Source organism: Streptomyces sp. NPDC022552 (assembly GCF_055561875.1).
Genome location: NZ_JBVHGJ010000016.1, coordinates 76,290 through 94,305, shown reverse-complemented (window position 1 = coordinate 94,305; position 18,016 = coordinate 76,290). Strand labels below are relative to the sequence as shown.

General features: G+C 70.6%; 16 protein-coding genes. 9 read left to right on the top strand and 7 right to left on the bottom strand.

What is annotated here, in order from left to right; genetic code table 11:
• Positions 1-6: 6 nt before the first annotated feature.
• The 5 genes from ACZ3OF_RS31080 to ACZ3OF_RS31060 are packed head-to-tail and all read right to left on the bottom strand — an operon-like array spanning position 7 to position 4,365.
• Positions 7-678, bottom strand: a complete 672-nt coding sequence (locus tag ACZ3OF_RS31080; RefSeq protein WP_361678933.1) for a response regulator transcription factor — start codon at positions 676-678, stop codon at positions 7-9.
• Positions 675-1,844 (bottom strand): sensor histidine kinase, encoded by a 1,170-nt coding sequence (locus ACZ3OF_RS31075; RefSeq protein ID WP_467308104.1) that lies wholly within the window; start codon positions 1,842-1,844, stop codon positions 675-677. The genes ACZ3OF_RS31080 and ACZ3OF_RS31075 overlap by 4 nt, the downstream gene beginning before the upstream one ends.
• Positions 1,844-2,629 (bottom strand): SAM-dependent methyltransferase, encoded by a 786-nt coding sequence (locus tag ACZ3OF_RS31070; protein ID WP_361678928.1) that lies wholly within the window; start codon positions 2,627-2,629, stop codon positions 1,844-1,846. The genes ACZ3OF_RS31075 and ACZ3OF_RS31070 overlap by 1 nt, the downstream gene beginning before the upstream one ends.
• Positions 2,626-3,318, bottom strand: coding sequence for a glycerophosphodiester phosphodiesterase (locus tag ACZ3OF_RS31065; RefSeq protein WP_361678924.1), 693 nt, complete (start codon positions 3,316-3,318; stop codon positions 2,626-2,628). Before ACZ3OF_RS31065 ends, ACZ3OF_RS31070 begins: the two co-directional genes overlap by 4 nt.
• Positions 3,319-3,339: 21 nt before the next feature.
• Positions 3,340-4,365, bottom strand: a complete 1,026-nt coding sequence (locus tag ACZ3OF_RS31060) for an adenosine deaminase (protein WP_361678921.1) — start codon at positions 4,363-4,365, stop codon at positions 3,340-3,342.
• 75 nt (positions 4,366-4,440) lie between these two features.
• On the opposite strand from ACZ3OF_RS31060, the gene ACZ3OF_RS31055 reads away from it, so the two are divergent.
• Positions 4,441-5,091 (top strand): DUF4190 domain-containing protein, encoded by a 651-nt coding sequence (locus ACZ3OF_RS31055; RefSeq protein ID WP_467308100.1) that lies wholly within the window; start codon positions 4,441-4,443, stop codon positions 5,089-5,091.
• Between the two features lie 66 nt (positions 5,092-5,157).
• Here ACZ3OF_RS31055 and ACZ3OF_RS31050 read toward each other — a convergent pair whose 3' ends face one another.
• Positions 5,158-5,709, bottom strand: a complete 552-nt coding sequence (locus ACZ3OF_RS31050) for an NADAR family protein (RefSeq protein WP_361678916.1) — start codon at positions 5,707-5,709, stop codon at positions 5,158-5,160.
• Positions 5,710-5,884: 175 nt separating this feature from the next.
• Here ACZ3OF_RS31050 and ACZ3OF_RS31045 point away from each other — a divergent pair, with 175 nt between their 5' ends.
• From ACZ3OF_RS31045 to ACZ3OF_RS31020, 6 genes are read left to right on the top strand one after another with little or no spacing between them, the layout of a single operon-like run.
• A complete protein-coding gene (locus tag ACZ3OF_RS31045) occupies positions 5,885-7,399 on the top strand; it encodes a gamma-aminobutyraldehyde dehydrogenase (RefSeq protein ID WP_467308097.1) in 1,515 nt (504 codons plus the stop codon).
• A 29-nt stretch (positions 7,400-7,428) separates the two neighbouring features.
• Positions 7,429-8,676 (top strand): polyamine ABC transporter substrate-binding protein, encoded by a 1,248-nt coding sequence (locus tag ACZ3OF_RS31040; protein ID WP_361678910.1) that lies wholly within the window; start codon positions 7,429-7,431, stop codon positions 8,674-8,676.
• Between the two features lie 40 nt (positions 8,677-8,716).
• Positions 8,717-9,868: an ABC transporter ATP-binding protein gene (locus tag ACZ3OF_RS31035; RefSeq protein WP_361678907.1), complete on the top strand. Its 1,152-nt coding sequence runs from the start codon at positions 8,717-8,719 to the stop codon at positions 9,866-9,868.
• Positions 9,865-10,800, top strand: a complete 936-nt coding sequence (locus tag ACZ3OF_RS31030; protein WP_467308094.1) for an ABC transporter permease — start codon at positions 9,865-9,867, stop codon at positions 10,798-10,800. Before ACZ3OF_RS31035 ends, ACZ3OF_RS31030 begins: the two co-directional genes overlap by 4 nt.
• Positions 10,800-11,594, top strand: a complete 795-nt coding sequence (locus ACZ3OF_RS31025) for an ABC transporter permease (RefSeq protein ID WP_467308092.1) — start codon at positions 10,800-10,802, stop codon at positions 11,592-11,594. The genes ACZ3OF_RS31030 and ACZ3OF_RS31025 overlap by 1 nt, the downstream gene beginning before the upstream one ends.
• A gap of 36 nt (positions 11,595-11,630) precedes the next feature.
• Positions 11,631-13,049 carry an NAD(P)/FAD-dependent oxidoreductase gene (locus ACZ3OF_RS31020; protein WP_361678901.1) on the top strand — a complete coding sequence of 473 codons (1,419 nt, stop codon included), beginning with the start codon at positions 11,631-11,633 and terminating at the stop codon, positions 13,047-13,049.
• Between the two features lie 16 nt (positions 13,050-13,065).
• Here ACZ3OF_RS31020 and ACZ3OF_RS31015 read toward each other — a convergent pair whose 3' ends face one another.
• The gene (locus ACZ3OF_RS31015; RefSeq protein WP_361678898.1) at positions 13,066-15,360 is read right to left on the bottom strand and encodes an MMPL family transporter; all 2,295 of its coding nucleotides are present in this window, start codon (positions 15,358-15,360) and stop codon (positions 13,066-13,068) included.
• A gap of 282 nt (positions 15,361-15,642) precedes the next feature.
• Between ACZ3OF_RS31015 and ACZ3OF_RS31010 the strand changes: the two genes are divergently transcribed.
• Together ACZ3OF_RS31010 and ACZ3OF_RS31005 are read left to right on the top strand one after the other, a co-directional pair.
• Positions 15,643-16,113, top strand: coding sequence for a hypothetical protein (locus ACZ3OF_RS31010; protein WP_467308089.1), 471 nt, complete (start codon positions 15,643-15,645; stop codon positions 16,111-16,113).
• 67 nt (positions 16,114-16,180) lie between these two features.
• Positions 16,181-17,986, top strand: coding sequence for a chitinase (locus ACZ3OF_RS31005; RefSeq protein WP_467308087.1), 1,806 nt, complete (start codon positions 16,181-16,183; stop codon positions 17,984-17,986).
• The last annotated feature ends 30 nt before the right edge of the window (positions 17,987-18,016 follow it).

The window sequence follows — 18,016 nt, the reverse complement described above, 5'->3', positions numbered from 1 at the left end:
CCCCGCTCATCCCCCGTGCGGGGGAGACCCCGCCGTGACCAGACCGCTCTCGTACGCGCAGATCACCGCCTGGATCCGGTCCCGCAGCCCCAGCTTCGCGAGCACGTTCCCCACATGCGTCTTCACCGTGTGGTCGCTGACGACCAGCTCCGCCGCGATCTCCGCGTTCGACAGGCCCCGCGCCAGGAGCAGCAGCGTCTCCCGCTCGCGGGCCGTCAGCCCGTCGAGACGCGGATCGGGCCGGGGCGCGCGCCGGGCCGGGCGGGTGTACTCCTCGACCAGCCGCCGGGCCACCGACGGGGCCAGCAGCGAGTCGCCCCGCGCCACCACCCGTACCGCGTGCACCAGGTCGTCCCGGCGGACGTCCTTCAGGAGGAAGCCGCTCGCGCCCGCGTGCAGCGCCTCGTACACGTACGCGTCGGAGTCGAAGGTCGTCAGCATCACCGTCCGGCAGCCCGACTCGCCGCTGATGGTCCGACAGGCCTCGATCCCGTCCATGCGCGGCATCCGGATGTCGAGGAGCGCCACGTCGGGGGAGTGGCGCCGCACCGCCTCCACCGCCTCGGCTCCGTCGCCTGCCTCCGCCACGACCTCGATGTCCGGCTGGACGTCGAGAATCATCGCGAAACCGCTGCGGACCAGCTCCTGGTCGTCCGCCACCACCACCCGGATCGTCAACGCGCCACCTCCCGGGCGGCGGCCACGGGGAGCGCGACCCGCACCTCGAAGCCCAGTCCCTCCGGCCCGGGCCCGCACACCGCCGTGCCGCCGTGCGCCGCCGCACGCTCACGTATCCCGACCAGCCCGTGCCCGCCGCCTCCGGGCCGCGCGCCCCGCCGAGGGCCGCGCCCGTCGTCCGTCACGACCACCTCCAGCACACCCTCCCCGTACGCCAGCCGGACGGAGGCGGTGCGCGCCCCCGCGTGCTTCACCACGTTCGTCAGGGCCTCCTGGACGATCCGGTAGACCGTCGCCCCGGTGGCCGCGGGGAGGGCCCGTACCCCGCCCGTCGTCCCGTACGCGACCTCGAGCCCGCCGGCCCGTACGCGCTCCAGCAGGCCGGGCAGCCCGCCGAGGTCCGGCTGCGGCTCCCGGGGCTCGGGGCCCTCCGTCCCCTCCCGCAGCACCCCCAGCATCCGGCGCAGCTGCCCCATCGCGTCCCGTCCCGTCGCCGAGATCGCGTCGAACGCGGCCTCCGCCCGCTCCGGAGCCGTCCGCACCGCCACCGGACCGGCCTCCGCCTGCACGATCATCAGGCTCACCGCGTGGGAGAGGATGTCGTGCATCTCCCGTGCGATCCGGGACCGTTCCCGAGCCGCCGCCCGCTCGGCCTCCACCCGTGTGGCCCGCTGCCGCGCGTCGGTGAGCCGTCCGAAGACGTACGCCGCGGCGAACACGAAGAGGGAGAAGGTCAGTTCACGCGCCGACCGGGTGTTCAGCCACACCGACACCGGCACCGCGACCAGCAGCAGCAGAACGGTCGCCAGCCGCTGCGGCGGCGACGAGAGCGCGGCGATCGTGTAGACGATCACGAGCCCGGTGTACGGAAGGGGCTGACCGGGCCCCTCCACGGCCAGCTGGTACAGCGCGCTGGCCGCCATCATGGCGAGGAGCACGGTGACCGGCGCGCGCCGCCGCCACACCAGCGGGACGACGGTGAGCGTCGTCAGGCCGTACGCGGACCAGGTCGCCGGCTCCAGCTCCGGCGGGCGCGGCACCACGAACGGCATCGTCACGGCCGCCTGGACGAGCAGTGCGATCCCGATGTCCACGGCCTGCGGACGGGACGCCCCGAACTCCCGCGCCCGCTCCCACCACCCCCGGACGTCCCCCCGTATGCCCACTACGGCTTCCGGCCCACCGCGCCGAACTGCGCCACCTCGCTCGCCGGGGCGAACCGCCAGCTCGCGCAGGACACGACACCCGGCTCCAGGACGTCGAGACCGTCCAGGAAGGAGGAGAACTCGGCGCGGGTGCGGGCCGTGATCGGCGGGGTCGCGTTCTCGTTCCAGAACGCCATGGCCGCCACGTTCCCCTCCCCGCCGAGCTCCGGCTCCAGCGTCGGGTGGGTCAGCGCGAGGTACGAGCCGGAGGGGACCGCGTCCATCAGCGTACGGACGATGGACCGCGCCTCGTCGGTGTCGAGGACGAAGTTGAGGATGCCGAGCATCATCACCGCGACGGGCCGGGACAGGTCGAGCGTCCGCGCCGCCTCCTCCAGGATCCGCTCGGGGGCCCGCGCGTCCGCGTCGACGTAGTCGGTGACGCCCTCAGGGGCACTGGTCAGCAGCGCGCGGGCGTGGGTCAGCACGATCGGGTCGTTGTCGACGTAGACGATCCGCGCCTCCGGCGCGAGGCGCTGGGCGACCTCGTGGGTGTTGTCGGCCGTCGGCAGCCCCGTACCGATGTCGAGGAACTGGCGCACCCCCGACTCGGCCGTCAGATGCGTCACCACCCGGCCGAGGAACGCCCGGTCCGCGCGGGCCACTTCGCCGATGCTCGGGTAGAAGCCGGTGACCTGGTCGCCGACCTCCCGGTCCACCGGATAGTTGTCCTTGCCGCCCAGCCAGTAGTTCCACACCCGCGCGTTGTGCGCGATGTCGGTACGGATCCTCTCGGTCCCGGTCACCTCGGCGTACCCCTTCGCAGTTCGGCGGCGAGAGCGTCCACACGGTTGGTGGTGATGGCGTCCACCCCGTGGGACAGGAGCTTACGCATGGACCGCCGTGTGTCCGCGGTCCATGCCGAGACGAGGAAGCCGTCCCGGTGCACCCGCTCCACCAGCTCCCGACTCACCAGCCCGAAGCGGTAGTTGAGCCAGCGCGGCCGCACCGCGTCCAGGAGCACCGCCCGCGGCGGGGCGAGCGTCGTCCAGGTCAGCGCGATCTCGGCGGCCGGGTCGGCGGCCCGCACCTGGAGCATGGCGACCCCGCCCGCGCAGTAGTAGACGCGCTCGGCCGCACCGCACTCGCGGACCGTGCCGACGATCGTGCGGACCGAGTCCTCGTTCCCGCCGGGCAGATCGAGCATCAGCCGGTACGGCCCCGCCGCGATGAGCGCCTCGCGCAGCGTCGGGACGCCGTCGTACGTCAGCTCGCCGAGCTGCGCCAGGGTGAGCGCGGACAGGGGCCGGTCATGGCCCCAGAGCCGCTTGAGCGTGTCGTCGTGGAGCAGGACGGGGACGCCGTCCGCGGTGAGACGTACATCGACCTCCACGGCGTCCGCGCCCGCCTCGATCGCCGAGACGATCGAGGCGAGGGTGTTCTCGCGGACGCGGTACGGGTCCCCGCGGTGGCCTACGACAGTGACGTGGTCCATGGGGCCATTGTCGCGAGTGTGTCAGCGCGCCAGCCACTTCTCCGTGTAGCTGTCGATCTCCGCGGCGATACGGGCCTTGCCGGCCGGGTCGAGGAAGGAGGCCTCGACCGCGTTCTTGGCGAGGGCCGCGAGACCGCGCTCGTCGAGTTCCAGAAGCCGGGCGGCGACCGCGTACTCGTTGTTCAGGTCCGAGCCGAACATCGGCGGGTCGTCGCTGTTGATCGTCACCAGGACACCGGCCGCCACCATCTCCTTGATGGGGTGCTGGTCCAGATCGGCGACGGCACGGGTCGCGATGTTCGAGGTCGGGCAGACCTCCAGGGCGATCCGGTGCTCGGCGAGGTACGCGAGCAGCTCGGGGTCCTGGACGGCGCTGGTGCCGTGGCCGATGCGCTCGGCGCCCAGCTCCTTCAGCGCGTCCCAGATCGTCTCCGGGCCCGTCGTCTCGCCCGCGTGGGGGACGGAACGCAGTCCGGCCGCGACGGCCCGGTCGAAGTACGGCTTGAACTGCGGACGCGGCACACCGATCTCCGGGCCGCCGAGCCCGAACGACACCAGGCCCTCCGGGCGCAGGTCGACCGCGAGCCGGGCGGTCTCCTCCGCGGCCTCGAGACCGGCCTCGCCCGGGATGTCGAAGCACCAGCGCAGCACGACGCCGAGTTCGGTCTCGGCGGCCTTGCGGGCGTCCTCGATCGCGGCCATGAAGGCGTGCTCGTCGATCCCGCGGCGGGTCGAGCTGTAGGGGGTGATGGTCAGCTCGGCGTACCGGATGTTCTGCCGGGCCATGTCCCGGGCGACCTCGTAGGTCAGCAGCCGGACGTCCTCCGGCGTGCGGATCAGGTCCACGACGGAGAGGTAGACCTCGATGAAGTGGGCGAAGTCGGTGAAGACGAAATAGTCGACGAGCGCCTCCGGGTCCGTGGGGACCTTGGAGTCCGGGTGCCGGGCCGCCAGCTCGGCGACGATCCGGGGGGAGGCGGAGCCGACGTGGTGGACGTGCAGCTCGGCCTTGGGGAGCCCCGCGATGAAGGAGTGCAGATCGGTCATCGGATCATCGTAGGCCGGGCGGGTCCCGTGTCGGAGCGAGGTCGTAGCATGGCGTGACCACGATGGGGGAGGCCCATGTCTGAGAACAGCGACCAGCCGCGGGGCGGATACGACCCGACGGACCCGTGGGCTCCGCCGAACCGCGACGGGGTGGAACTGAGCAAGGCGGCGACGCCCGAGCCCACGCCGCAGGACCGTCCGCCGGTGCACGACCATCCGACGATGACCGCCATGCCGTCGGGGGACGTACCGCCGCCGCCGGTCGCCCCCGGCGGCCCGGCGACCGGATCGTACGGCTACCCGACGCCGCCGCCCGTCACGGTGCCCGCGCCGTCCGGATACGGCTACCCCGGCTATCCGGGATACCCGGGAGGGGCCGTCGGCTACGGCCAGCAGCAGGGATGGCACCCGGCCCCGTCCAACGGGATGGGAACGGCGGCGATGGTGCTCGGCATCGTCGCGGTGGTCGGCTTCTGCCTGTACGGCCTCGGCGTCGTCCTCGGCATCCTGGCCCTGGTCTTCGGCATCATCGGCCGCAAGAAGGTCCAGCGGGGCGAGGCGAACAACGGAGGGATGGCGACGGCGGGCATCGTGCTCGGCTCCATCGGCATCCTGGTCAGCGCGGTCTTCCTGGCCTTCGTCGTCTGGGCCGTCGTCCAGGGCGAGAAGTACGAGGACAGCTCCGACGACCCGTTCGCGACGAGCCTGGTGGTCGAGAACCGCTAGGGGGTGTCCGGCCGCCGAGCGGCCACGGAGAAGGGCCCGGGCGCCATGGCGCCCGGGCCCTTCTTCTCATACGCCCGAGCGCAGCCGCTCCCGCGCCTCCATCAGCGCGAATCCCAGCAGGTTCAGGCCACGCCACCGGGCGGGGTCCTTCGCGCGCGGGTCGTCGGCGCCGAGGCCGATGCCCCACACCCGGTCCAGCGGGCTCGCCTCCACGAGGACGCGGCCCCCGGTGCCGAGCAGATACGCCCGCAGCGCCTCGTCGGACGCGAACTTGTGCACGCTGCCCGCCACGACGATCCCGAAGCGCTCCCGCTCCCACACCGTGTCGTCGAAGCCCCGCACCAGCCGCCCCGCCTTCTTCGCCTCCGCGGGCGTACGGGACGACAGCGCCGCCCGCTCCGCCTCCGCGTCCCCGAAGAGCCGGGCCTTGGCCGCCATCATCCAGTGCTCGGCGGTCGCGTACCGCACCCCGTCGACCTCGAACGGTGACTCCCACCACTGGCTCAGACAGCTCGCCGAGAGCTGTCCGTCCGGCCTCGGACGGTGGCCCCAGAAACACAGCCACTTCACCCGTTCACCCCGGCTGACCTGCTCCGTCAGCGTGTCGATCGTCACCATGCACGGGATTCTGGCAGCCGCCACGGACACTCCGTACGGTCATTTAACCGAGCCCTCGACACATGGTCGACCGATTCCGTCGCGTAACCAAAAGGCAACGACGGAATCACTTGTTGGACCGATCGGCCTCTGTCAGGATCGGCACTCAATTCGAACTGGAACAACGGAGAGCGTCATGGGCAACCGCTTCCAGGTGACGGACCGCTTCGCGGACGGCGCACAGTACATCGGCGGGCGGCTGCGGCCCGGAACCTCAGGGGACGAGCACAGCGTCGTCGATCCGGCCACGGGCGAGAGCGTCCACACCTACACCCTCGCGTCCACCGCCGACGTGGACGACGCCGTCGCCGCCGCGAAGGAGGCGTTCCCCGCCTGGGCGGGCGCGACCCCCGGCGAGCGCTCCGACGCCCTCCACCGGTTCGCGGGCGTCCTGGCCGAGCAGGCCGAGGACATCGCCCACGTCGAGTCCCTCCAGTGCGGCAAGCCGATCAAGCTGTCCACCGAGTTCGACGTACCCGGCACGGTCGACAACACGGCCTTCTTCGCCGGGGCCGCCCGGCACCTCCAGGGCCAGTCCGCCGGCGAGTACAGCGGCGACCACACCTCGTACGTCCGGCGCGAGCCCATCGGCGTCGTCGGCTCCATCGCACCCTGGAACTACCCGCTCCAGATGGCCGCCTGGAAGATCCTCCCGGCGATCGCCGCCGGCAACACGATCGTCCTGAAGCCGGCCGAACTCACCCCGCTCACCTCGCTGATGTTCGCCCAGGCCGCGACCGAGGCCGGCATCCCCGACGGCGTCGTCAACATCGTCAACGGCGCCGGCCGCACCGCGGGCGAGCACCTCGTCGGCCACCCCGACGTCGCCATGACCTCCTTCACCGGCTCCACCCCGGTCGGCAAGCGCGTCGCCGAGATCGCCACCTCCACCGTGAAGCGGCTCCACCTCGAACTCGGCGGCAAGGCGCCCTTCGTCGTCTTCGACGACGCCGACGTGGAGGCCGCCGCCCACGGCGCCGTCGCCGCCTCCCTCATCAACACCGGCCAGGACTGCACCGCCGCCACGCGCGCGTACATCCAGCGCCCGCTCTTCGACGCCTTCGTCGCCCGCGTCGCCGAGCTGATGGAGGGCGTCCGGCTCGGCGACCCCTTCGACCCCTCCACCGACCTCGGCCCGCTCATCAGCCACACCCAGCGCGACCGTGTCGCCGGCTTCGTCGACCGCGCCCGCGGCTACGCCACCGTCGTCACCGGCGGAGAGGCACCGGGCGGCGAGCTGACGAAGGGCGCGTACTACCGTCCGACCCTGATCACCGGCGCCGCGCAGGACAGCGAGATCGTGCAGTCGGAGATCTTCGGACCGGTCCTGGTGGCCCTGCCGTTCGACAGCGACGACGACGGCCTCCGGCTCGCCAACGACACCCCGTACGGCCTCGCCGCCTCCGCCTGGACCCGCGACGTGTTCCGCGCGAACCGCGCCACCCGCGAGATCAAGGCCGGGTGCGTCTGGGTCAACGACCACATCCCGATCATCAGCGAGATGCCGCACGGCGGCTACAAGGCGTCGGGGTTCGGAAAGGACATGTCGGCGTATTCCTTCGAGGAGTACACGCAGGTCAAGCATGTGATGTACGAAAACACCGCGGTGATCAGGAAGGACTGGCACCGCACGATCTTCGGAGACCGGTAGTCCTCCCCAACCCCCGAGAGGCACAGCGCATGGAGCAGTACGAGCCCGACAGCCTGTCCCCCGCACAGACAGCGGCGATGCGGCGCAGTCTGACGAGCGGCCGGGGCGCCCTCACCCGCCGCTCGATGCTGCGCGCCGGAGGCGTCGGCGCGCTCACGGTCGGCGGCCTCGCGGCCCTGAGCGCGTGTGGCATCCCGCCGGCCAAGCGGGAGGGCCAAGGCCCCGCGTCCACGGACGTCTCAGCCAAGGAGAAGCGGCTCGCCTTCTCCAACTGGACCGAGTACATGGACGTCAGCGAGGACGAGAAGTCCCGCCCCACCCTGGAGGCGTTCACCAAGCGCACCGGGATCACGGTCAAGTACACCGAGGACATCAACGACAACGTCGAGTTCTTCGGCAAGATCAAGCCGCAGCTCGCGGCCGGCCAGGACACCGGCCGCGACCTGATCTGCGTCACCGACTGGCTCGCCGCCCGCATCATCCGGCTCGGCTGGGCGCAGAAGCTGGACGCGGCCAACCTCCCCAACGCGTACGCGAACCTCTCCGCCCAGTTCCGCCGCCCCGACTGGGACCCGGGCCGTGCCTACTCGTACCCCTGGACCGGCATATCCACCGTCATCGCCTACAACTCCAAGGCGACCGGCGGGAAGAAGGTCGACTCGGTCACCCAGCTCCTGGACGATCCCTCCCTCAAGGGCCGGGTCGGCTTCCTCACCGAGATGCGCGACTCGGTCGGCATGACCCTGCTCGACATGGGCAAGGACCCCGGGAAGTTCACCGACGCCGAGTACGACGAGGCCATCGGCCGGCTCCAGAAGGGCGTCGACAAGAAGCAGATCCGGCGCTTCACCGGCAACGACTACACCTCCGACCTGGACAAGGGCGACCTGGCGGCCTGCCTCGCCTGGGCCGGTGACGTCATCCAGCTCCAGGCCGACAACCCGGACATCAAGTTCGCCATCCCGTCCGCCGGTTACATCACCTCCAGCGACAACCTGCTGGTGCCCGCCCAGGCACGCCACAAGGCCAACGCCGAGAAGCTCATCGACTACTACTACGAGCTTCCGGTCGCCGCCCAGCTGGCCGCGTACATCAACTACGTCTGTCCGGTCGACGGCGTGAAGGACGAACTCGCCAAGATCGACCCCGAGCTGGCGAGCAACACGCTGATCCTGCCGGACAAGGCCATGGCCGCGAAGTCGCGCGCCTTCCGTTCGCTGACCGGCGAGGAAGAGACGGCGTACGAGGAGAAGTTCGCCAAGCTCATCGGTGCCTGAGAACCGTCGTCCACCTCTTACGAACCTGGGATCGCAACCCATGACTGACAAGAACACCGGCGGCGACGTCCGTCTCACCGGCATCAGCAAGACGTACGGCTCCTTCACCGCCGTCCACCCGCTCGATCTCACCATCCCGCAGGGCTCGTTCTTCGCCCTCCTCGGGGCCTCCGGCTGCGGCAAGACCACCACACTGCGCATGATCGCCGGCCTGGAGGAGCCCACCGGCGGCACCGTTTTCCTCGGCGACAAGGACGTCACGGACCTCCCGCCGTACAAGCGGCCGGTCAACACCGTCTTCCAGTCCTACGCGCTCTTCCCGCACATGGACATCTACGAGAACATCGCGTTCGGTCTGCGCCGGCGGGGCATCAAGTCGGTGAAGAAGCAGGTCGACGACATGCTGGAGCTCGTCCAGCTCGGCGACAAGGCCCGGCACAAGCCGCACCAGCTCTCCGGCGGTCAGCAGCAGCGCGTCGCCGTGGCCCGCGCGCTCATCAACCACCCCCAGGTCCTCCTCCTCGACGAGCCGCTCGGCGCCCTCGACCTCAAGCTGCGCCGCCAGATGCAGCTGGAGCTCAAGCGGATCCAGACCGAGGTCGGCATCACCTTCGTCCACGTCACCCACGACCAGGAGGAGGCCATGACCATGGCCGACCAGGTCGCGGTGATGAACGGCGGCCGGGTCGAGCAGCTCGGCGCGCCCGCCGACCTGTACGAGAACCCGCGGACCACGTTCGTCGCGAACTTCCTCGGCACCTCCAACCTCATCGAGGCCGAGGTCGTCGAGACCGGCGGCTCCGACCTGGTCGTGACGGCCGGCGGCGGCAAGCTCCGGGTGCCCGCGGACCGATGTTCGGCGACCGTACGCACCGGAGGCCAGGTCCTCGTGGGCGTCCGCCCCGAGAAGATCTCGCTCACGCACGCCGACGACGCGGGGCAGATAGCCGACGGCCGGAACAAGGTCACCGGCCGGATCGTCGACTCCTCCTTCATCGGTGTCTCCACGCAGTACGTGGTGAACTCGCCGGCGGGCGCGGAGCTGCAGGTCTACGAGCAGAACATCGAGCGCGACACCCGCCTCGTCCCCGGCGCCGAGGTCGTCCTGCACTGGAACGCGGCCCACACCTTCGGCCTCGACGCGGCCCAGGACATCGACGCCGGTGTGGAGACGGTGGAGGACGCCTCGTGAGCGCACCCACTCTCACCAAGGAGGAGGAGGCGGCGCCGGCCGGAGCACCGGTGACGCGCAAGCCCTCCACCCGCAAGCGGCTCGTCCCCTACTGGCTGCTGCTGCCCGGCATCATCTGGCTGCTCGTCTTCTTCGCGCTGCCGATGGTCTACCAGGCCTCGACCTCGGTGCAGACCGGCTCCCTGGAGAAGGGCTTCGAGGTCACCTGGCACTTCCAGACCTACTGGGACGCCTTCCAGGAGTACTGGCCGCAGTTCGTCCGCTCCCTGCTGTACGCCGGTACCGCCACGCTCCTGTGCCTGCTCCTCGGCTATCCGCTGGCGTATCTGATCGCCTTCAAGGCCGGCCGCTGGCGCACTCTGCTGCTCGTCCTCGTCATCGCGCCCTTCTTCACCAGCTTCCTCATCCGGACACTGGCCTGGAAGACGATCCTGGCCGACGACAGCGTGGTCGTCGACGCCCTGAACGCGCTGCACGTCCTGGACGTGACCAGCTGGCTCGGCTGGACCGAGGGCGACCGCGTCCTCGCCACGCCGATGGCGGTGGTCTGCGGTCTGACGTACAACTTCCTGCCGTTCATGATCCTGCCGCTCTACACCTCCCTGGAGCGGATCGACGGCCGGCTCCACGAGGCCGCCAAGGACCTGTACGCGTCCCCCGCCACCACCTTCCGCAAGGTGACGTTCCCGCTCTCCATGCCGGGCGTGGTCTCGGGCACGCTGCTCACCTTCATCCCTGCGAGCGGCGACTACGTCAACGCCGAACTCCTCGGCTCGACCGACACCAAGATGGTCGGAAACGTCATCCAGTCGCAGTTCCTGCGCGTGCTCGACTACCCGACGGCCGCCGCCCTGTCCTTCATCCTCATGGCGATCGTGCTCCTCATGGTCACCGTCTACATCCGCCGCGCGGGAACGGAGGACCTGGTCTGATGCGTTGGATCCGTCGGAACCTTGTCGCCATCGCGGGCCTGCTGACGCTCGCGTACATGATCCTGCCGAACATCGTCGTGATGGTGTTCTCGTTCAACAAGCCGAACGGGCGCTTCAACTACGCCTGGCAGCGCTTCTCCCTGGACGCCTGGAAGGACCCCTGCGGCGTCGCCGACCTGTGCGGCTCGCTGACCCTGTCGCTTCAGATCGCGGCCTGGGCCACCCTCGGCGCCACGCTCCTCGGCACGATGATCGCCTTCGCGCTGGTCCGCTACCGCTTCCGGGCGCGTGGCGCGATCAACTCGCTGATCTTCCTGCCGATGGCCATGCCCGAGGTCGTCATGGCCGCCTCCCTGCTCACGCTCTTCCTCAACATGGGCGCCGAGCTGGGCTTCTGGACGGTCCTCATCGCCCACATCATGTTCTGTCTGTCGTTCGTGGTGACGGCCGTCAAGGCGCGTGTGATGTCGATGGACCCGCGCCTGGAGGAGGCCGCCCGCGACCTCTACGCGGGCCCGGTGCAGACCTTCGTACGGGTCACGCTGCCGATCGCCGCCCCCGGCATCGCCGCCGGCGCGCTGCTCGCCTTCGCGCTGTCGTTCGACGACTTCATCATCACCAACTTCAACGCGGGCTCGACCGTCACCTTCCCCATGTTCGTCTGGGGCTCGGCGCAGCGCGGCACGCCCGTCCAGATCAACGTCATCGGCACGGCGATGTTCATCATTGCCGTACTGGTGGTGGTAGCCGGACAGATCATCACCAACCGGCGCAAGAAATCAGCGACAAGCTGAGCACACCCTGAGCAACACCTGAAGGAGTTGGAACCCATGGCCCCAGTCGCCATGCGTCTCGCTGCACAATCTCTCTCCGACGCCCAGCCCGTCCCCTTCTGGCTGGAAGACCCCGGCAAGCCCGGAGCCGTGCCCGCCCTCACCGGCACCGAGAAGTGCGATCTTCTCGTCGTCGGCGGCGGCTACAGCGGACTGTGGACCGCGCTCCTCGCCAAGGAGCGCGACCCCTCCAGGGATGTCGTACTGATCGAAGGGCGCGAGGTGGGCTGGGCCGCCTCGGGCCGCAACGGAGGCTTCTGCGCGGCCTCCCTCACGCACGGCTTCGGCAACGGGCTCGCCCGCTGGCCGGGCGAGCTGCCGAAGCTGGAGGAGCTCGGCGAGCGCAACCTCGACTCCATCGAGGCGGCGGTCGCCCGCTACGGACTCGACTGCGACTTCGAGCGCACCGGCGAGATCGACGTCGCCACCGAGCCGTACCAGGTCGACGAACTCCACGAGGTGTACGAGGAGATCGAGCGGCTCGGTCTCGCGGACGGGCTCGAACTCCTCGACGGCGACACGGTCCGCGCGGAGGTCGACTCCCCGACCTTCCTCGGCGGCCTGTGGGACCGGCGCGGGGTCGCCATGCTCAACCCCGCCAAGCTGGCCTGGGGCCTGAAGCGGGCCTGCCTGGACCTGGGCGTGCGGATCTACGAGAACACCCCCGGCCTGGACCTCGTCTCCGTCGGCGCGGGCATGGGCGTGCGCACCCCGTACGGCAGGGTCCTCGCCCGCCGGGTCGCGCTCGGCACCAATGTCTTCCCCTCGCTGGTCAAGCGGGTCCGGCACTACACCGTCCCGGTCTACGACTACGCCCTGATGACCGAGCCGCTCTCGCCCGAGCAGCTCGCCGCCGTCGGCTGGAAGAACCGCCAGGGCCTCGGCGACAGCGCCAACCAGTTCCACTACTTCCGGATCACCGCCGACAACCGGATCCTGTGGGGCGGCTACGACGCGATCTACCGCTTCGGCGGCAAGGTCACCGCCGAGATGGACCACCGCCCGGAGACGTATCTGAAGCTCGCCGAGCACTTCTTCCGCTGCTTCCCGCAGCTGGAGGGGCTCCGCTTCAGCCACGCCTGGGGCGGCGCGATCGACACCTGTTCGCGCTTCTCGGCCTTCTTCGGTACGGCGTACCAGGGCAAGGTCGCGTACGCCGCCGGCTTCACCGGCCTCGGTGTGGGCGCCACCCGCTTCGGCGGAGACGTGATGCTCGACCTGCTGGCGGGGGAGCGCACCGAGCGGACCGAGCTGGAGATGGTCCGCTCCAAGCCGCTGCCCTTCCCGCCCGAGCCGATCGCGTGGGCCGGCATCGGCATCACCAAGTGGTCGATGGCGCGCGCCGACGAGAACGGCGGCCGCCGCAATCTGTGGCTGAAGGCGATGGACCGACTCGGCCTGGGCTTCGACAGCTAGGGGATGTCCGGCGGGGTCACGGAGTCTTCCGTGACCCCGCCGCCCCGTTCCCGGGCACCTCGGCCAGCGCGCCCTCGCCCTCGGTGTCCAGGTGCGGCAGGATGCGGTCCAGCCAGCGCGGGGTCCACCAGGCCTTCGGCCCGAGCAGCGTCATCACGGCGGGCACCAGCAGCAGCCGGGCGACCGTCGCGTCGATGAGCACGCTCGCGGCGAGGCCGAGGCCCATCATCTTGATGACGATGTTGTCGCTGACGATGAAGGCCGCGAAGACGCTGACCATGATGAGGGCCGCGCAGGTGATGACGCGGGCCGTGATCTCCAGGGCGTGCGCGACACTCGCCTTCGCGTCGCCGGTGCGCAGCCACGCCTCGTGGACACGGGACAGCAGGAAGATCTCGTAGTCCATGCTCAGACCGAAGACGATGGCGAACATCATCATCGGCACGTAGCTCTCGATCGGGACGTCTCCGGAGACACCCAGCGCCGGGCCGCCCCAGCCCCACTGGAAGACGGCGACCACCACGCCGTACGAGGCGCCGATCGAGAGCAGGTTGAGGATGGCGGCCTTGGCGGCGACGAGCGGCCCGCGGAAGACGACCAGGATCACGAGGAACGCCAGGGCCACGACGACGGCGATGATCAGCGGCAGCCGGCTGGAGACGATGTCGAGGAAGTCGACCTGCGAGGCCGTGGTGCCGGTGACGTACGTGGAGGCCTCGGTGCCGCTGACGGCCTTGGGGAGGACGTTGTCGACGAGGTTGTTGTTCAGCTCCGTGGTCAGCTCGTCCTGCGGCGCCGCGACCGAGTAGGCGGTGGCGATCAGGACGTCCCCGTCCGACGTCGGCGTCAGCGGGGTGATCAGGGCGGCGTTCGGCACGCCGGTGAGCGCCTTCTGCGCCTGCGAGGCGAGGGCGGACCGGTCGGAGGCGGGCACCGAGGTCTGGTCGATCACGAGGGTCAGCGGCCCGTTGGATCCGGGCCCGAAGGCCGAGGACATCAGGTCGAAGGCGCGCCGGTCGGTGAAGGACTTCGGGTCGGCGCCGTCGCCGATGTGCCCGAGCTGCATGAAGAACATGGGAATGGCGAGCACCACGAGCACGATGACGCCCGCGGCCAGGAACCACCACGGCCGCCGCTCGACCCGCAGGGCGTAGCGGTGCCAGGCCCCGTGCTCCTCGCCCTCCTGGATGTCGGTCTCGGCGATCGGGGTGCGCACCCGCAGTTTGTCGATCCGCCGCCCGATCAGCCCGAGCATCGCCGGTACGAGCGTCAGCGCGCCGAGGACGGCGGTGACGACGGTGGACGTCGCTGCGAGTCCGAGCAGTCCGATGAAGGTCAGCCCGGAGACCCACAGACCGGAGAGGGCGATGATGACCGTGCATCCCGACACGAGGACCGCCCGGCCGCTGGTGGCGGTGGCCGCCCCGGCGGCCGTCACCGGATCGGCGCCGTTCATCAGCAGCTGGCGGTGGCGGGTGATCAGGAAGAGCGCGTAGTCGATGCCGACACCGATGCCGATCATCGTGGCCAGGGTCGGGGAGACGGTCGCGAAGGTCCACACGGCGGCGAGCAGCCCGAGCACCGCGAGCCCGCAGAGCGCCGCGAACAGAGCGGTGACCAGCGGCAGAAGGGCCGCGAGCACGCTGCCGAAGCCGATCAGGAGCACCACGATCGCGACCCCGAACCCGATCGCCTCGCTGAGCCGGTCGTTCGGCTCCGGGCGGGCCAGCTCGCCCAGCGTGCCGCCGTACTCGACCTCGACGCCGGCGGCGCGCAGCGGCGCCACGGCGCTGTCCACGCCGTCCAGGTAGGAGTCGCCGAGGGTCGAGGGCTGGACGCTGAAGCGCATCGTGATGTAGCCGGTCTTGCCGTCCGTCGAGAGCGGGCCGGGGTTCGGCGTTCCCGGCGGGACGCTCGGCGGTGTGGTGCCGGGTGCCGGCAGCGGGTTCTGCGCGCTGAGGACGTCCGGCAGTTTCCCGAGGGAGGTGACCGCCTCGGAGACCTGGTCGCTGACCTCGGTGAGCGGCTTCGCGGAGTCGTACAGCACCACCTGGGCGCTGTATCCGCCGGCGGCCGGCTCGTGCGCGCGCAGCACGTCGAGCCCCTCGGCGGACTGGGTGCCGGGCAGCGAGTAGTTGTCGGAGTACTCACCGCCGTACGCGTGCTCAAGGGCCAACAGACCGGCAAGCGCGACGATCCACGCGGCGATCACCAGCACGAAGTGGCGTGCCGACCACGCGCCGAGCCGCCACAGCAGCCCCTTCTTACGGGAGCTTCCGGGTGCGATACCCGAGGGCGGCGGGATCGGCATGGGGGGTACTCCCGTGGTGGTGGGCGCGGCGCGGAGGCCCATACGACCACGCTGAAGGCGGCGAGTGACGGAAGCCGCCGACCCGGCCCGCCGCCGTCCACCCGATCGGGCGCGCCCGGAAGGCATCGGTGCGCCGGGTGTGCGCCCCTGGCGCACACCACTTCCTCGCCATGTGACCCACTTCACTACCAGCTGGTGGTCCGAACCCGCGTAATGATCGTCACCGACCCCGCTCTCTGCGTGTGGACGACGTGTCCGTACACGGAAGGGAGGCCGTTGGCCATGACTGGTTCGGGGGCGGCCAAGACCGCGGTGGAGTGGCTGGCATCGGTGGCGCCGGACCCCGACGCCTGCCGGTGGGAGTGGGAGCGCAGCCCCCTCGGCATCGCCCTGCTGCCGGCCGGGAAGCGGTGGGACGTGCTGATCCTGCCGGGGGAGCTCGGGTATCCCACGCTCGATGTGCTGACCAGGCTCGTGGACCGGCCGGGGCCGGTCCTCGCCGACTTCGGCGAGGCGCGGATGGGGTTCTTCGTCCCCCCGGGCACCGCCTCGCGCTGGCTCGGCACGGGGGTGCGCAGCGCGGGCCGAGGCACCTGGATCGTCGTCCCGCACCCGGGGCGGGTGGCCGGCGGGGTGCGCTGGCTGGTGCCGCCCGACGGCAGCGGCACCCTCAACGACGCCTCGCTCCTTGAGCTGGCGATGCACGAGGCGGCGGGCCGGTTGGCGTGCGGGGAAGGGGAGCAGAGGTCTTGACCACTTGATTGGTCTGGACCATGCTGTGGCGCGCTCCACCTCGATTCCCCCACCCCCGGAGGCAGTTGTGGACCGCACCAGACCTCTCACGCTTCTGCTGGCGGGCGTGCTCGCCGCCGGCGGACTCGTCTCCCTCACCCCCGTGGCCCAGGCCGCGGACCCCGAACTGGCACGCAACGGCGGCTTCGAATCCGGCCTCGACGGCTGGAGTTGTACGGCGGGCAGCGGTGCCGTCGTCTCCTCACCCGTCCACGGCGGTACGAAGGCGCTGCAGGCGACCCCGGCCGGCAGCGACCAGGCCAGGTGCTCCCAGACCGTCACCGTGAAACCGAACTCCGCCTACACGCTGAGCGGTTGGGTGCGCGGCAGCTACGTCTACCTCGGCGCGTCCGGCACCGGTACGACCGACGTCTCCACCTGGACCCAGTCCGCCCCCGACTGGCAGAAGCTCACCACCGGCTTCACCACCGGCGCCTCGACCACCTCCGTGACCCTCTACACCCACGGCTGGTACGGCACCGGCGCCTACCTCGCCGACGACCTCTCCCTGATCGGTCCCGGCGGCGACCCCGTCCAGACACCGGCCACCCCCACCGGCCTCGCCGCGGGCTCCCCGACCTCCACGTCCATACCGCTGACCTGGCCCGCGGTCTCCGGTGCCACCTCCTACAAGGTGTACCGCGGCGCAACCCTGGCGGCGACGGTCACCGGCGCCTCGTACACCGCGACCGGCCTCACGCCCTCCACCTCGTACACCTTCCAGGTCTCGGCCGTGAACAGCGCGGGCGAGTCGGCGAAATCCACGGCCGTCACCGCGACCACGACCTCCGGCGGCGGCGGGAACCCGGGCGGCGGCCTCCCGGCCCACGCGCTCGTCGGCTATCTCCACGCCAGCTTCGCCAACGGCTCCGGCTACACCCGGATGGCCGACGTCCCCGACTCCTGGGACGTCATCAACCTCGCCTTCGGCGAACCGACCTCGGTGACCTCCGGCGACATCCGCTTCTCCCTCTGCCCGGCCGCCGAATGCCCGAACGTGGAGGCCGTCGCGGACTTCAAGGCGGCGATCAGGGCCAAGCAGGCGGCGGGCAAGAAGGTCCTGATCTCGATCGGCGGCCAGAACGGCCAGGTCCAGCTCTCCACCACGGCCGCCCGCGACACCTTCGTCTCCTCCGTCTCGAAGATCATCGACGAGTACGGTCTCGACGGCCTGGACATCGACTTCGAGGGCCACTCCCTCTCGCTCCAGACCGGTGACACCGACTTCCGGAACCCCACCAGCCCGGTGATCGTCAACCTGATCTCGGCGGTCAAGTCCCTGAAGGCCAAGTACGGATCCGACTTCGTCCTGACGATGGCCCCGGAGACCTTCTTCGTCCAGCTCGGTTACCAGTTCTACGGCTCCGGCCCCTGGGGCGGCCAGGACCCGCGCGCCGGTGCCTACCTCCCGGTCATCCACGCCCTGCGCGACGACCTCACCCTGCTCCACGTCCAGGACTACAACTCGGGCCCGATCATGGGCCTCGACAACCAGTACCACTCCATGGGCGGCGCGGACTTCCACATCGCCATGACCGACATGCTCCTCACGGGCTTCCCGGTCGCGGGCAACACGGACCGTGTCTTCCCGGCCCTCCGCCCCGACCAGATCGCCATCGGCCTCCCCGCCTCCACCCAGGCGGGCAACGGCCACACGACCCCGTCCGAGGTGAACAAGGCCCTGGACTGCCTGACGAAGAAGACGAACTGCGGCACGTACCAGACCCACGGCACCTGGCCGGCCCTGCGCGGTCTGATGACGTGGTCGATCAACTGGGACCGCTTCAACGCCTGGGAGTTCAGCCGCAACTTCGACGCCTACCGCTGGAGCTGACGGTCACCCCACCACCTCCCCGAACAGCCG